General features: G+C 57.1%; 10 protein-coding genes and 1 pseudogene. 3 read left to right on the top strand and 8 right to left on the bottom strand.

The window, feature by feature from the left end; genetic code table 11:
- Nucleotides 1–52 precede the first annotated feature (52 nt).
- Nucleotides 53–1,498 (top strand): hypothetical protein, encoded by a 1,446-nt coding sequence (locus ACJAXR_RS11405; RefSeq protein WP_415058395.1) that lies wholly within the window; start codon nucleotides 53–55, stop codon nucleotides 1,496–1,498.
- A gap of 85 nt (nucleotides 1,499–1,583) precedes the next feature.
- On the opposite strand, the gene cobA is transcribed toward ACJAXR_RS11405, so the two are convergent.
- The 8 genes and pseudogenes from cobA to pyrC form a co-directional block, all read right to left on the bottom strand.
- Nucleotides 1,584–2,372, bottom strand: a complete 789-nt coding sequence (cobA, locus tag ACJAXR_RS11400; RefSeq protein WP_415058394.1) for a uroporphyrinogen-III C-methyltransferase — start codon at nucleotides 2,370–2,372, stop codon at nucleotides 1,584–1,586.
- Between the two features lie 34 nt (nucleotides 2,373–2,406).
- Nucleotides 2,407–5,106: a molybdopterin-dependent oxidoreductase gene (locus ACJAXR_RS11395; protein WP_415058393.1), complete on the bottom strand. Its 2,700-nt coding sequence runs from the start codon at nucleotides 5,104–5,106 to the stop codon at nucleotides 2,407–2,409.
- Between the two features lie 56 nt (nucleotides 5,107–5,162).
- Nucleotides 5,163–6,362 (bottom strand): annotated as a pseudogene (locus ACJAXR_RS11390) (NAD(P)/FAD-dependent oxidoreductase); the annotation flags it as partial.
- 277 nt (nucleotides 6,363–6,639) lie between these two features.
- A complete protein-coding gene (locus ACJAXR_RS11385; RefSeq protein WP_415058392.1) occupies nucleotides 6,640–7,068 on the bottom strand; it encodes a universal stress protein in 429 nt (142 codons plus the stop codon).
- A gap of 11 nt (nucleotides 7,069–7,079) precedes the next feature.
- On the bottom strand, nucleotides 7,080–9,671 hold the full coding sequence (locus ACJAXR_RS11380; protein WP_415058391.1) for a TRAP transporter permease: 2,592 nt from the start codon (nucleotides 9,669–9,671) through the stop codon (nucleotides 7,080–7,082).
- A gap of 96 nt (nucleotides 9,672–9,767) precedes the next feature.
- Entirely contained in the window at nucleotides 9,768–10,742 is a 975-nt protein-coding gene (locus ACJAXR_RS11375) for a TAXI family TRAP transporter solute-binding subunit (RefSeq protein ID WP_415058390.1), read from the bottom strand.
- Between the two features lie 212 nt (nucleotides 10,743–10,954).
- Nucleotides 10,955–11,623 (bottom strand): ribonuclease T, encoded by a 669-nt coding sequence (rnt, locus tag ACJAXR_RS11370; protein WP_415058389.1) that lies wholly within the window; start codon nucleotides 11,621–11,623, stop codon nucleotides 10,955–10,957.
- 26 nt (nucleotides 11,624–11,649) lie between these two features.
- The gene (gene pyrC, locus ACJAXR_RS11365; protein WP_415058450.1) at nucleotides 11,650–12,684 is read right to left on the bottom strand and encodes a dihydroorotase; all 1,035 of its coding nucleotides are present in this window, start codon (nucleotides 12,682–12,684) and stop codon (nucleotides 11,650–11,652) included.
- Between the two features lie 136 nt (nucleotides 12,685–12,820).
- Here pyrC and ACJAXR_RS11360 point away from each other — a divergent pair, with 136 nt between their 5' ends.
- Both ACJAXR_RS11360 and ACJAXR_RS11355 read left to right on the top strand, forming a co-directional pair.
- Nucleotides 12,821–13,672, top strand: a complete 852-nt coding sequence (locus ACJAXR_RS11360) for a flagellar protein MotY (RefSeq protein ID WP_415058388.1) — start codon at nucleotides 12,821–12,823, stop codon at nucleotides 13,670–13,672.
- A 96-nt stretch (nucleotides 13,673–13,768) separates the two neighbouring features.
- Nucleotides 13,769–14,986: an argininosuccinate synthase gene (locus ACJAXR_RS11355; RefSeq protein ID WP_415058387.1), complete on the top strand. Its 1,218-nt coding sequence runs from the start codon at nucleotides 13,769–13,771 to the stop codon at nucleotides 14,984–14,986.
- The last annotated feature ends 64 nt before the right edge of the window (nucleotides 14,987–15,050 follow it).

The raw sequence follows: 15,050 nt of genomic DNA, 5'->3' as shown, positions 1-15,050 counted from the left end.
TGCTCATGCGGCGCAACGCTGATCATTCTAGTGTCATCTTCAGGTTACGTCCTTGATCACCCGCGTCATTCTCATCCAGGCCTATGTATTCATGCTTGGCTGCGGGCTGGTTATGCTGGGTATTTTTTCCGGGGTCGACTTCTTCCTGCAAACCGACCCTGGACTAACCAGCGTCCTGTTACTGCCTGACACTGCCCTGTTATCGATCCTTTTCGGTGCGACGTTGCTGGGCTCTTTGAGCCGATCTGCCTGGTGGCGCTTGTTACCCGCTTCAGGTGTTGCCGCCCTGTGTGTCTATACTTTGCTTCATTCGTGGCTAGCGGGCGGTGAGGGTCAAGGCGTGTCCGCTATCAGCGGGTTTCTGCGTATGCGTGATTCTCTTGCGGTGATCATGCTCCTGCCTGCGCTTGCGCTGATGGCGACGAACCGCCCAGGCAAATGGGCTGCAAGGACGGTAGCAGCGGTCATGTTGCTGGTGGCTCTGCTTCAGTTCGCCAGCATGCTGGGCGAAGCTGTGATTCCATTTTCGGCGGGCTTCAGGTTCTCCACCAATCTGCTGGCGATTTTGATGATCGGTATGATCGGTCTCGCGGTGTTGGGTCAGAGTCTACTTCAACCTGGGGCCTTATTCTTTTTATCGCGCCTAAGCCTGGCTGTCGGTATAGCGGCTGCCTTTGCCGCGGGGCTGACCTGGCACCAACTTTCACAAAGCGATGTCCGTCACCTGCAAACCAGCGGCGAACGTTATCTGGACGCTGCCGAGCAATCTTTGATTCGCAGTCTGGATGCGCGAATACGCCTGATGCAGAGAATGGGCGAGCGCTGGGAATTAAACGCTGCGCTACCCTCCGAAGCAGCCTGGGATCAGGAGTCTGGTGGCTATCTACGTGACCATCCCGATCTCCAGTTTATTGCTCTGCTGGATCAACAGAACGAAGCGGTCATGCTCACGCAGGCTCAAGGTGCATCTTCTACTGCCATCAATCAGCTGCTGACCCGCGTCAAGGCAACAGCAGGTGAGGCGCGCAGCGCTATTACAGACGAGAATAAAGCGAGCCTGCAAAGCCTGTCAGGCAGCTATGGGCTTCTGCTTACGCCGCTGGCAATTGGTATTGACTCGTGGATTTTGGCCTCAGGGTTGGACCTGCGAATATTGGTGTCCAATGACCTCGGTTACCAGCTGCGACCCTTTGAGCTTCGAATCGAGCGAAGCGGGCAGACAATTGTCGGTCCCCCCGGCGAGAGTGATTTTCTGCCTGTGCAGTCCCGAAGCCTGGATCTGAAAGACGGCGAGTCCTGGCAGTTGCACATAATGGTCAGCCGCAACGATGTTGCTGGGCCTGGCGGCGCTCTGGCTGCCATTCAATTCGTTTTTCTTCTGCTGGTGGGCATGTTGCTGATCATTACCCAGCGCATGACGAATCTGGCAATGCAGCGCAATCAGCTGTTACGACGTCTTACTGTTACTTCAGGCCCATGCCCCACGCTGATTTACTGAGTTGGCTCGATCAGCTCTGAGCAGTATTTGATTTTAAACTTTTGGGCATTATTGTTCGGCGCTGTTGGTTTGATTGCATGCGCGATCAGGCACTAATGCTCAGGTTCTCTGCGCCATCGATGTGCTGGGCGAGCGATGCGACTGGCGCGGTCCCTGCGAGCATGATTGAGGCGGCCACCACATCCCCGATTACCAGCACGGCCGGACTTTTCAGGCCGAAGCTTGCTGCCTGGCTACATAAGTCGGCGAGAATGCAAGCATGCTGGCGCTGATCGGGCAGGCTGGCTCGTTCGATCATGGCGATCGGCGTCGAGGCAGGCATGCCGCTCTTGAGCAATCCCTGTTGGATCTGTTGCAGGCGGGCGACACCCATGTATACCACCAGCGTCGTGCCACCCTGCGTCAAGCCATGCCAGTTCAGATCGCTGTCATCGCGCGTATGAGCGGTGACCAGCGTCACACCCCGGCTGGTGCCGCGCAGCGTTAGCGGGATGCCGCACTGCGTGGCAGCCGCCAGGCCGGCGGTAATGCCATTGACCGTTTCCGACGCAATACCGCGCTCGGCTAGCCATTGCGCCTCCTCGCCAGCACGTCCGAATATGCAGGGATCGCCGCCCTTGAGACGCACAAGCCGTTTGCCCTGGCGAGCATAGCGTAACATCAGCCGGTTGATGAACACCTGGGGGGTGGAGCGGCAGCCGCCGCGCTTACCCACGCGCACCAATTGCGCTTGGGGGCAGTGTTCAAGGATCGCCGGGTTAACCAGGTCATCGACCATGACCACGTCGGCCTGCCCGAGTATGCGCACGGCTTTGAGGGTCAGCAATTCGGGATCGCCGGGGCCTGCACCTACCAGATGGACTAGGGGGCTCATGGGGTTGTCTCCGCAGGGTAGTGTGATGGGGCTCTCATACCGCCTCTTTGGCGCGGCTCAGTAATCCTTTGATTTCAGGAACGCAGGAGCCGCACTCGGTTCCGCAACCCAGCTCGGCTTTGAGGCCAGCCAGATCCATGCCGTTATCGATGCTGGTTTGGATCCGGTTCTGGCTGACATTCATGCAATTACAGATCACCTTGTCTGCTCTGCCGACAGCCCCGCCAGGCGGCGCGCTCAACGGCGCCAAAAACCAGCGACGCATATTCTCCGGAGCCTCACCGCTGTGCCAGAGATTGCTCAACCAGTGGCGGGCCTGGGTCTCGCCACACAGGCGAAGGGCAGTGATGCGGCCGTCTTCGATTTTGATTCGCTTGCTGATTGCCTTGAGGGAGTCGTCATAGGCAAGCACGGGACCTTCACCCAGCCCTAGCACTGTATCCACATTTGCCAGCCAGTCGGCCGCGCATCCCTGACTATGGGCTGCACGTACCACCAGTGCTGGCCTCTCGCGCCCGGTCAGGCTGAAGCTGGCGAATGGCAGATCCTCGCACAGGGCTCGCAGAGCGCTGAAACGATTTTGAGTGTCACCTTCCACCAGAACGAACATCTCCCAGGGCAGTCTTGCTGGCGTGATGTTGATCGTGGCTTGTTTGAGTTCGGGTTGTCTGGATAGCGGATCACATGCCGGCTGAGTCAGTACATTAACGCCGCCGCCGCGAAGAAAACGGTCGCCCCAATGCATCGGGATATACGCTTGGCCCGGCAACAGTGTGTTATCCGCCTGCACCGGCAGGACCAGTTCGCCACGGCGGCCTGCAACGCGCACCAGCTGGCCGTCGGCTACTTGGTGCAGACGCAAGTCATCGGGATGCAGACTGATCTGGGCCTGATCCACGTGACCGAAAAGCTGCGCGGCAGTGCCGGTGCGGCTCATTCCGTGCCATTGGTCACGCAGGCGGCCGGTATTGAGCGTCAGAGGGAAGTGTGCATCGGGGGTTTCTCTGGGGCCGGTGTAGGCCTCGGTGACAAATCGAGCGCGACCGTCGGCAGTCGGGAATTGCCCGTCAACGTAGAGCCGAGCGGTGCCGTGTTGTGCACCCGACGGGAAGGGCCACTGCTGAGGGCCAAGGCTGTCGATGAGCTGATAGTTCAGACCGCTGTAGTCCAGATCCTGACCACGGGTGAGTCCAATGAACTCATCAAACAATGCCTCGGGTCGGTCGAACTCAAACAAGCTGGATTGGCCCGGCCGTAATCGTTTTTCCAGCCGTTTGGCCAAGTCGCAGACTATGGCCCAGTCCGCACGGGCTTCGCCGGGTGCTTCTATAGCGGGGCGTACCCGGCTGATACGCCGCTCCGAGTTGGTCACGCTGCCGGTTTTCTCGCCCCAGCTGGCGGCTGGCAGAAGTAAATCAGCGTATTGGCAGGTCTCGGTGGTCGCAAAGGCTTCCTGCACAACCACGAAGGGGCAGAGGGTGAGCGCCTCCTGAATCAGATTCTGATCGGGCATGGATTGGGCAGGATTGGTGCAGGCGATCCATAGGGCTTTGACTTTCCCTTGACGCACACTTTCGAACAGCTCTACAGCGCTGAGACCAGGACTGTCGGGCAAGGCGTCGACCCCCCAGTACTCGGCAACTTCAGCGCGGTGATCGGCATTGCCTGCTTCGCGATGGCCTGGCAGAAGATTCGATAGGCTGCCGGTCTCGCGGCCACCCATCGCATTGGGTTGGCCCGTCAGTGAGAACGGTCCGCTCCCGGGCTTGCCGATCTGGGCGGTAGCCAGGTGTAGGTTGATCAGCGCGCTGTTCTTGGCGCTACCGGAACTGGACTGGTTCATACCCATACACCATAGGGATAGGAAGCTGGGAGCCATGCCTATCATTCGTGCAACACGGTGCAAATCTGCCTCGTCGATGCCGCAGGCAGTCGCCACGAACGCCGGGGTGTAGTCGCGCACCAGACTCTGCAGCGCGTCGAAGCCGTTGGTGTGCGCGTCGATAAACGGCCGATCGACCCAGCTTTCATTGATCAGAATGTGCAATATGCCGTGCAGTAACGCGACGTCGGTGCCGGGTTGCACGGCGAGGTGGATGTCGGCTATATCGCACGTGTCAGTGCGCCGCGGATCGACCACGATAATGCGTTTGTCCGGATTTGCCGTCCGCGCCTGCTCCAGCCGGCGAAACAGTACCGGGTGGGCGTAAGCCATATTGCTGCCGATAATCAGCAGGCAGTCGCTCTGCTCTATGTCTTCATAGGAGCAGGGGGGTGAATCAGCGCCAAGACTGCGCTTGTAGCCGACCACGGCGCTGGACATGCACAGCCGCGAGTTACTATCGATGTTGTTGGTGCCGATCAGGGCGCGAGCCAGTTTGTTGAACGCATAATAGTCTTCGGTCAGGAGTTGTCCGGAGATATAGAACGCCACACTGTCTGGACCGTGTTCGGCGATGGTCTGGCCGAACACCTCCGCAGCATGCTGCATGGCGGTATCCCAGTCAGTGCGGGCACGGGCCATACCTTTACCCAGGCGCAGCTCCGGGTAGAGGGCACGTGCTGTGAGGTCACCGGTCTTGTGCAGCGTCGAGCCTTTACTGCAGAGCTTGCCATAGTTGGCAGGATGAGCGGGATCACCGCTAACGCCGTGAATGGTCTTATCATCGTGTTCGATCAGGACGCCGCAACCGACTCCGCAATAGCAGCAGGTGGACGCTGTGGTGCGCAGCATCAGGCGGCTTCCTCCATGCTATCCGTGTCTGCTGGGGTCTCGGCTGGGCAGATGGCCTGGCCGAACATCAGATAATCACGAATGCTGCTCACATTCTTTTTAGTTGAGACCAGCCAGTAATACCAGCTACCGTCACGAGTGTCGCCATAGAGGCAGGCGCCCACCAGAACATCGTCGCGAATGACCAGCTTTTTGTATACACCGGCTAAGGGGTCGGACAGGATGAGGATCTCGCTGTCCTCGTCGCCTTTGAAGTCGCCGGTCGAGAAAAGATCGATACCGGTTACCTTGAGCTTGGTCGAGGTTACTGAGCCCTTATAGCGTCCATAGCCAAGCATGGCCAGATGGTTGGCGCACACGCGGGCTTGCTCGAACAGCGGCGCGACCAAGCCGTAGGCGATACCCCGGTGGCTGGCGCACTCGCCAATGGCGTAGATTTTTGGATCATAAGTCTGCAAGGTATCGCTGACCAGAATGCCCCGGTCACAGGCCAGGCCAGCGCTTTCAGCCAGCTCCGTGCTGGGCCTCACGCCAGCCGCCATCACCACCAGATCAGCCCGAATTTCGCGACCATCCTTAAAGCGCACGGCGGCGACCCTGCCACGGCCGTCGTCGATCAGTTCGCTAGTGAATTGGGATAACAGAAACTTCAGCCCACGCTGCTCAAGGTTGTTCTGTAGAAGTCGTGCAGCAGTCGAGTCCAGCTGACGATCGAGCAGGCCCTCACCGATATGGACTACCGTGACATCCATACCACGCATTTTAAGACCGTTAGCCGCTTCCAGGCCCAGCAGGCCGCCACCGATGATGACCGCGTGCGAGTGGGTGCTGGCTGTGGCTATCATCAGTTCTGTGTCGGCTATATCGCGATAACCGATGACCCCCAGCAGGTCGTTACCTGGAACGGGCAGCTTGAAAGGATTGGAGCCGGTAGCGAGTAACAACCGGTCGTATTCGGCCTTGGTGCCATCGTCGGCAGTCACACAGCAACGGCGGCGATCTATCTTCACCACCCGCCGGCCGGTATGCAAGGTGATACCGTTATTCCGATACCAGTCCAGATCGTTGAGAATAATGTCCTCAAAGGTCTGTTCGCCGGCCAGCACGGGTGAGAGCATGATGCGGTTATAGTTGGGATGAGGCTCGGCGCCAAATACGGTGATGTCGTACATATCCGGGGCCAGCTTGAGTAGCTCTTCAAGGGTACGCACCCCGGCCATGCCGTTACCTACCATTACCAGTTTGAGCTTCTGCATCATCTGCTCCGTTGCGTGAACGCAAAACAAAAAAGGCATCCCACCGCGCTGTGCGGTAGGACGCCTTTGTCCGGTTCCCGATCGGTCGGGTAGCCAGCTATCGTCGTTGACAGCCTGCTATGTGTGTATCGCGCCTATTGGTATATAAGCCTTGTGTAATTCTATGATGCACAGCTTGTGCCATCTTGTTTACTTCGGATATTCAAGGGATCACGGGGTTAAAAGCTGCGCACCTGCACTCAATTGTGGCGATACGCACAATGCTGGGGCAGCAGGTTTAACGCACGACCATGACCGAGCGCTTGGATTGCTGAACCACCCGCATTGCATTGGTGCCGAGAATATAGTCTTCGGCTCGCTTGCGCTTGTGTGAGGCCATCACTATCAGGTCGACCTTCAGCTGTTTGGCTACTCGAAGTATGGCTTCATAGGCTTTTCCGTCAGTCACAATCCGCTGAACCTCGATCTCTTCGGGTATATTTTCTATCACGAACTCCTTCAGCCTCTCGGTAACGGCCTCCTCGGCTTTCTCGGTATATTCACGTGGGAAAAACCCGCCTACCAGCGGAAGACCGAAATCCGGGATCACCGTTACTATGTGCAGCGAAGCGCCATAATCTCTGCAGAGCTGCAAGGCGGTGGGCAGTGCCTTGCTCCACGAAGGTTCGTGATTGAGATCGATCGGTAGCAGGATTTTTTTGTACATTATTCGTCTCCTCAGGCGTTGATCTGTTGATCAGGTTGCCGACGCCGCCACTGCAGGCCTGCGATTAGCAGGAACAGCAGCATGCCCGGTATCCACATCCATTCCTTTGCTACGCGGTCCACTGGCGCCATAATCTCGGTTATTTCCTGGTCGAAATCAAACCCGATATCAGCTGCCAGGCTACCGTAGGTGACCATATCTACCAGCGTGCGATCGCCTTCCTGCATGAGGGTCAGACCCAGCTCATCCAGCCTTTCCTGGCCATTGGCGCCGTCAGGCACAGGCACCAATAGGTAGAACTGGCGTGGGTTGCCGATATCGTCAAGACCCTCGATCTGCATGCGCAGATTGCTTCCTTCGTCCACCCGATCCAGTGCCTGGGCTATCTCGGCTGGTGGTACGGATTCGTAGGGGTCGTGAATCATGTCCATCCAGAAACCGGGCCGGAATAGGGTGAAGGCGACCAGCAACAATAGAATATTTTCGTACCAGCGATTGCGCACGATCATGAATCCCTGGGTGCCCGCAGCAAAGATCAGCATCGCCACGGTCGCTATCACGAAGATCAGCAGCCCTTTCCATAGGCCCACATCAATCAGCAGCAGATCGGTATTGAAGATGAACAGGAAGGGCAGGGCAGCGGTACGCAGGCTGTAATAGAACGCCTGAAAGCCGGTGCGGATAGGGTCGCCGTTGGACACCGCAGCAGCGGCGAAAGACGCAAGGCCAACGGGAGGGGTTACATCAGCCATGATGCCGAAATAGAACACGAAAAGATGGACGGCAATCAGCGGTACGATCAGACCATTTTGCTGACCAAGGGTCACGATCACTGGCGCCAGTAATGCTGAGACAACAATATAGTTGGCGGTTGTCGGCAGACCCATGCCGAGAATCAGACTGAGAACGGCAGTGAGCATCAACATCAGCATCAGATTGCCCATCGACAGTATTTCGACCAGGTCTGCCAGCACCAGACCGACGCCCGTCTGCGCCACAGCGCCAACGATGATGCCCGCTGTGGCAGTGGCGATACCAATACCGATCATATTACGCGCCCCGGCCACCAGGCCCTGCCAGAGGTCATCCAGGCCCTCACGCAGATCATGTGCTAGCTTGCTCTGGCCCCGGAATATGGCAGTGAGTGGACGCTGCGTAAGGATGATCACAATCATCAGGACCGTTGCCCAGAAAGCGGACAGGCCAGGAGACAAGCGCTCGACCATCAGACACCAGACCAGCACGATAACCGGCAGGATGAAGTGCAGCCCAGATAAAACCGTGGGCCTGATTTGCGGCAACGTCACGACAGGCGAGTTAGGGTCGTCCAGTTCCAGTTCCGGGTACTGCGCGCCGAGCTTCAATAGACCGACATAGACTGCCAGCAATGCTGCGCCAATCACCCAGCCGGCACTGTCCCCCAACATTGGCTTAAGCCAACCAAGCCCGAAGTAGACGGCAAAGGACAGCGCCATAAGCAGGATCAGACCGGTGAGAAAACCGATCATCTTGCGTACCAGTGGGCGTGGTGGATTGCTGCTTTCCAGACCCTGCATACCCGCTTTCATGGCTTCAAGGTGGACGATATAAACCAGTGCGATATAGGAGATAAGCGCGGGTAGAAAAGCGTGTTTGATCACCTCAACATAGGATATACCCACATACTCGACCATCAGGAACGCGGCCGCGCCCATGACCGGCGGCATAATCTGGCCATTGACCGACGAGGCGACTTCTACTGCACCTGCTTTTTCTGCGGAAAAGCCTACCCGTTTCATCATCGGGATGGTGAAGGTGCCGGTTGTGACCACGTTGGCAATTGAGGAGCCAGAGATTAATCCGGTCATGGCTGAGGCGACCACAGCCGCCTTGGCCGGGCCGCCCTTGTAGTGTCCGAGCAGGGAAAAGGCGACTTTGATGAAGTAGTTGCCAGCCCCGGCCTTGTCCAGTAGTGCTCCGAACAGAACGAAGAGGAAGACGAAGCTGGTCGAAACCCCCAATGCAATACCAAACACCCCCTGGGAGGTAAGCCACTGGTGATTGGCCAAGGCGTCGATACTGACGCCGCGATGGGCCAGGATGCCGGGCATGTAAGGGCCGGCAACGGAGTAGACGATGAATACTAACGCTACGATCATCAGAGGCGGACCAAGCGCTCGGCGAGTAGCCTCCAGCAGTAATAGCAAGCCGGTAATCGCGATCACGACATCAAGAGTTGTCGGATTGCCCGGTCGAGCTGACAGCTGGGTATAGAAAATATAGATGTAGGTGGCGCAGAATGAGGCTGCGAAGGCCAGAATCCAATCGGGAACAGGTACCCTGTCTCGGGGCGAGCGTTTTAGCGCTGGAAATGACAGGAAGCCGAGAAAAACGGCAAAGGCCAGGTGAATGGATCGGGACTCAGTGCTGTTGAAGACCCCGAAACCGAGTATAAAAGGCAACGGAGAAGCGATCCAGAGTTGAAAAAGCGACCAGGCAGCAGCAACGGTTACGATCAGCTTGCCCGGAAAACCCTTGGGTTTTCGCGCTCCGGTATCGCTGGTAGAAACCAGCTCTTCCAGTTCGCTGCTGAGGCCGTCCCGTTTGGTTGATTGCTCGCTCATGGTCGTCCTTGATTTCTTTTTGTTTGACGTTGGAAAAGCGGTGGAAACCGTCGGAGCAGGCTCCGCCGGTCAATGGTTATTTTATATCCAGCCGCATCACATCCAGCCGCGTTCCTTGTAATAACGAACCGCGCCGTCATGTAATGGAATCGACAGACCTTCCTTGATCATTTCCTCTTCTTTCAATGTGGCAAAAGCAGGGTGCAGGCGCTTGAACCGGTCGAAGTTCTCGAATACAGCCTTGACCGTTTCATACACGACATCGTCAGGCACCTTGCTCGAGGTCACCAGCGTGGCGCGTACACCAAAGGTTTGTACGTTGCTCTCGTTGCCGCGGTAGATGCCTCCAGGAATGGTGGCCTTGGCGTAATAGGGGCGCCCTGCAATCAGCTCGTCGATCTCTTCGCCTGTTACTGACACGATGACCGCATCGACAGTCGTCGTTGCTTCCTGGATGGAGCCGTTGGGGTGGCCGGCGACATAGACCATTGCATCAATGTTGTTGTCACCCAGTGCGGCAGCCTGTTCGGCGGCATCGAGTTCTGAGACGAGAGAGAAATCGTCACGGGTCCAGTCGAGCGACTCCATAACGACTTCCATGGTGTCGCGCTGACCTGATCCTGGGTTACCAAGGTTGACTCGCTTGCCTTTCAAGTCCTTGACGTTCTTGATATTGGCATCGCGGCGGGCGACTACCGTCAGCGGCTCACCGTGCAGGGCAAACATGGCGCGCATTTCTTCGAAAGCGCCGGCGTCCTGGAAATTCTCTGCACCGGCATACGCCTTGTACTGGATATCGGACTGAACCACACCCATGTCCATCTCGTTGTTGCGGATGGCGTTGACATTGGCAACCGAGCCGCCACTGGAGGGCGCATTGCACCGAATGCCATGCTCATTGGCGTTGCGGTTGATCAGCCGGCAGACCGATTGACCGACGACGTAATAAACTCCGGTCTGGCCGCCGGTGCCGATGGTCATGAATTTTTCCTGGGCAACAGCGGGTGTTGCCGCTACTGCAGCGAGACTCAGGGCTGCTGACAATAGCAGCGAGAATGATTGACGCTTCATGAGAGGGTGACTCCTTCTTGTGGTTTTCACGGCAGGCATCTGCGGCACGCAGTGCCGATATCACGGGGTTACCTTGCCTTTGGGACGGTAACCACAGCGGGAACTAAGTCGGTTTTTAAAGTGTAGCCGACTATTAGCTAACTATTTGAAAATAGCGTTAGCCCCCATCTGAGGGCAAGTTATTGATTCAAATAGATGTATTGAGTTTTTAATCAGTCGATCGGCCAACCGCCCATTTCCCGCCAGCGATTGACGATGCTGCAAAACAGTTCGGCGGTCTTTTCGGTGTCGTAGCGTGCGGAATGCGCCTCGCGGCCATCGAAATCGATATCGGCTGCAGCACACGCCTTGGCAAGAACCGTCTGGCCAAAGGCGAGGCCGCCCAGAGTGGCAGTATCGAAGCAGGAGAAGGGGTGGAATGGATTGCGCTTGATCTGCGTACGTTCAACCGCTGCATTGAGAAAGCCAAGGTCAAAGAACGCGTTATGCCCGACCAGCACGGCGCGGTTACAGCCAGCGGACTTCACCGCCTTGCGTACATGCTTGAAAATTTCCAGCAGCGCATGTTCCTCAGTGACTGCCATGCGCAAGGGATGGTCGAGTTTGATGCCGGTAAATTCCAGTGCGGCGGCTTCGACGTTGGCGCCGTCGAAGGGCTCGACGCGGAAGAAATGCGTCTCACCAGGATAGATCATGCCTTCTTCGTCCATCTCGACTGAGGTCGCGGCGATTTCCAATAATGCATCGGTCGCGCTATTGAAGCCGCCGGTTTCAACGTCTACCACCACAGGTAAAAAACCGCGAAAGCGGTAGGCCATGGGTGGCTTGGGCCCTTTACTGACGGGTTGCTGGTCTTCGGTGTCAAACTCAAACTCGCTCACAGGCGGTCCTTAATAGTGACTGACGGTCAGGCGACGCGCCAGTGTAGTGTCTCGCCGGCGCGCAGCGGTACGATCAACTGGTCGCCCAGAGGGAGTGTGGCTGGAGCTGTCCAGGACTCGCGCACCAGGGTGATGTGATCAGTGTTGCGTGGCATGCCGTAGAAGTCCGGTCCGTACATACTGGCAAAGCCCTCAAGTTTGTCGAGAGCCCCGAGGGTGTCAAAGGTCTCTGCATACATTTCTATCGCGGCATAAGCGGTATAACAGCCGGCGCAACCACAGGCTGCTTCTTTGGCATGGCGAGCGTGCGGTGCTGAATCGGTGCCCAGGAAAAACTTGTTCGACCCTGAGGCGACCACATCACACAGTGCCTGCTGGTGGCGCTGGCGCTTGAGAATCGGCAGGCAGAATAGATGTGGCCGAACACCGCCCGCCAGCATGTGGTTGCGATTGTAGTGCAGGTGGTGCGCGGTGATAGTGGCGGCCACTTGATTCGATGCGCTGAGTACAAAGTCGACTGCGTCGGCGGTAGTGATGTGTTCGAACACCACTTTTAATGTGGGATACCGTGCGACTACGCCGACTAGTTGCTGGTCAATGAATGCTTTTTCGCGGTCGAAAATATCGACGTCGGCATGCGTGACTTCGCCATGCACTAGTAGCAGCATGCCGACTTCAGCCATGGCTTCGAGCGCGGGGTAGATTTTTTCCAGGGCAGTCACGCCAGACTCAGAGTTGGTGGTTGCGCCAGCGGGATAGAGCTTAGCCGCCACTGCCTGGCCGGCATTCCAAGCGTCGCGAATGACCTGCGGGCTGGTCTGGTCTGTCAGGTAGAGCACCATGAGTGGCATAAAAGCGGATCCGACAGGGCGAGCGGCCAGGATCCGTGCTTTGTACGCATCGGCCTGATAACCGTCACAGACCGGCGGCACCAGATTGGGCATCACGATGGCCCGGGCGAAGGTGCGGGAGGCGTCGGCAACGGTATCCGGCAACAGATTGTCGTCGCGCAGATGTATGTGCCAGTCGTCCGGCCTGATCAGGGTGATGCGGTCGGTCATCATCGGGTATTCCATAGTATCTGAGTTGGCTAATGCTACCGGAAGGCCCCCCGTTTTTACACACCCAATGGGGTAAAGTTTTCCAGCGTCATGCCGATGTAAATATATGTGAAAGATTCATTCTGCGGAGGAATTTGTGGCTCGAGCCTGTATTGCGTTGCTGCTCATCCTGACCCTGCCGGCTCATGCGTTGACATTTCAGACGCGCATGGAGGAGGTGGAGTGGTCAGTTGAGGGTGACAAGTTTGAGTGTCGCCTGACCCAGCCGGTCAGCGGTTACGGCGATGCGGTGTTCGTGCGCCGGGCTGGTGAGCGACCAGTGTTTGAGCTCAAGGCTTGGAATAATCTGATGCGGCCAGGCCAGGCCCAGCTTTATAACGATGCGCCTATGTGGCAGCCACACGCCAGAGCCAGGTTACTGGGCTTCACCGATGTGTCCGAAGATCGGATAGCCGTGCGCGTGGCTCAGCAGCAGGCAGGACAGATGCTCGCAGGACTAGCAGACGGGCTGCACCCAACTATTCAGCGGACTGCCTGGGCCAATGCGGTAGAGCCTGTGAGGGTGGTGGTATCGAGTATCGGTTACCAGAAAGCCTGGGGAGAATTCCAGAAATGTAACGCAGGTCTATTAGCGATGAACTTCGAGCAGGTATCTCGCAGCGTGGTCAGTTTCGCCGATGGTGGCAGCACCTTGAGCGCCAGTGCCAAGCAATTGCTCGATATCGCGCTGGAATACATCCAGGCCGATAAAGAGATCAGCGGCATCGTGCTGGAAGGACATTCCGATAATGTCGGTAATCGCCTGGATAACCGTGAACTGGCACGTCAGCGTGCCCTGGCTGTTCGTGACTATCTGATGCAAAGTGGCGTTGAAGAAGAAATGTTCACTCTGCGCTTTCATGGTGACCGTTACCCGGTTGCCAGTAATCGCAGCGCCGACGGCCGGGCTAAGAACCGCCGCGTAACACTTAAACTCGATAAGAGCTAAACCATATCCCCTGTGATTCCTCCCGGCTGGACGCTAGAATAGTGTTTTGCCCGTCGCCCCGTGCGTGGCGTTGATCAATTTTCAAGGGAGCGCGTAATGTCTGATGTGAAAAAAGTCGTCCTGGCCTACTCCGGTGGTCTGGATACTTCGGTGATTCTGAAGTGGCTGCAAGATACCTACGACTGTGAAGTCGTGACCTTCACCGCTGATCTGGGGCAGGGTGAAGAGGTCGAGCCAGCACGAGCCAAGGCTGAAGCCATGGGCGTCAAGGAGATTTACATCGACGACTTGCGCGAAGAGTTTGTGCGTGATTTCGTATTCCCGATGTTCCGTGCCAATACCGTCTATGAGGGTGAGTACCTGCTGGGGACCTCCATCGCTCGGCCGCTGATCGCCAAGCGGTTGATCGAGATTGCCAATGAGACGGGCGCTGACGCGATTTCCCACGGCGCCACCGGCAAGGGTAACGACCAGGTGCGTTTTGAGCTGGGTGCCTATGCACTCAAGCCGGGCGTGAAGGTGATCGCCCCCTGGCGTGAATGGGACCTGTTGTCCCGTGAGAAATTGATGGATTACGCCGAGAAGCACAACATTCCGATTGAGCGTCACGGCAAGAAAAAATCGCCGTATTCGATGGACGCCAATTTGCTGCATATTTCCTATGAAGGCGGCGTGCTGGAAGATACCTGGACCGAGCACGAAGAAGAAATGTGGCGCTGGACCAAGTCACCCGAAACCGCGCCGGACACCCCAACCTATATCGAACTGACCTATCGCAATGGTGATATTTCAGCGATTGATGGTAAGGACATGTCCCCTGCCACGGTGCTGGCTGAATTAAACCGCATTGGCGGCGAGAACGGTATTGGCCGTCTGGATATCGTGGAAAACCGTTTCGTGGGTATGAAGTCTCGCGGTTGTTATGAAACACCCGGCGGTACCATCATGCTCAAGGGGCATCGTGCGATCGAGTCCATTACTCTGGACCGCGAAGTCGCGCACCTGAAAGACAGCCTGATGCCCAAATATGCCGAGATGATCTACAACGGTTTCTGGTGGAGCCCGGAGCGGGTGATGATGCAACACATGATCGACGCTTCCCAGGCCAGCGTGAACGGTGTGGTCCGCCTGAAGCTGTACAAGGGTAATGTGATCGTGACCGGTCGCAAATCGGATGACTCACTGTTCGATGCGGCCATCGCCACTTTCGAAGACGATGCGGGCGCCTATGACCAGGCTGATGCTGCGGGCTTCATTAAACTCAATGCTTTGCGCATGCGCATAGCGGCGAGCAAGGGCCGTAAGCTGCTCTAAACTTCGATGTATCAGTTCTTATCGAGTCGCTGTGGTGTGGGTCTGTCTTCGGGCAGTGCCCACT

It is taken from the genome of Halopseudomonas sp., assembly GCF_047631575.1.
GTDB lineage: Bacteria > Pseudomonadota > Gammaproteobacteria > Pseudomonadales > Pseudomonadaceae > Halopseudomonas.
Note: the sequence above shows the minus strand (reverse complement) of the source record. Positions and strands in the feature narration are given on the sequence as shown.